Here is a 688-nt window from a genome sequence, read left to right as displayed (position 1 = left end):
GTAGATCATCGCCGCTATTTTTCTTCTGAGCCACTTATGCTCCAATGATCCCGCTGAGGAGTGCTTCCCTTGACCAATGAGACCACCCCCGCGCCGCAAAAGGGCCACGTGCCGATCTGTGCCATCGGTGCTTCTGCCGGCGGTGTCCACGCGTTGCGCAGTCTGTTCCGGCAACTGCCGGATGATCTTGGTCTGGCCTATGTCGTCATCGTTCATCTGGCGCCTGAGCATCCCAGTGCGCTGGCAGAGATCCTCGCGACCTGCACGAACATGGGGGTGCACCAGGTAACTGACACGCCGGAGCTGAGGCCGAACTGTGTTTACGTGATTCCTCCCGACCAAGAGCTGGTAATCGAAGGCGACTGTGTCCACGCCCGCGACTTCGCCGAGCCACGCGGTCATCGTGCGCCGGTCGATGTCTTCTTTCGCTCGGTCGCCGCAGGGCGGGGCGACGGCTTGGCGGTCGTTCTGACCGGGGCCGGTGCCGATGGCTCGATCGGAGTGAAGGCCATTCACGAGGGCGGCGGCGTCGTCTTTGCCCAAGAGCCAAGTGAGGCCGAGTTCAGCGCCATGCCGCAGAACGCCATCGCCACGGGCCTCGGGAGTGTCATGAACTCTGTGTATCTGGTCTGGCGCATGCGGGTTTCAGATACAGTTACGCATTGAAGCGATCTTCGAACATGATAGC

At 61.3% G+C, this 688-nt stretch carries 1 protein-coding gene; it reads left to right on the top strand.

Annotated features, from left to right (window positions below):
• Positions 1-69 precede the first annotated feature (69 nt).
• Complete coding sequence (locus GZH79_RS17660) at positions 70-666, top strand: chemotaxis protein CheB (protein WP_211645094.1); 597 nt, start codon at positions 70-72, stop codon at positions 664-666.
• Positions 667-688 lie beyond the last annotated feature (22 nt).

The organism is Loktanella sp. SALINAS62 (assembly GCF_018263905.1).
In the GTDB taxonomy this organism is placed as follows: Bacteria; Pseudomonadota; Alphaproteobacteria; order Rhodobacterales; family Rhodobacteraceae; genus Loktanella.
The sequence above is the reverse complement of the archived record's forward strand: the minus strand, read 5'-3'. Positions and strand labels throughout refer to the sequence as shown.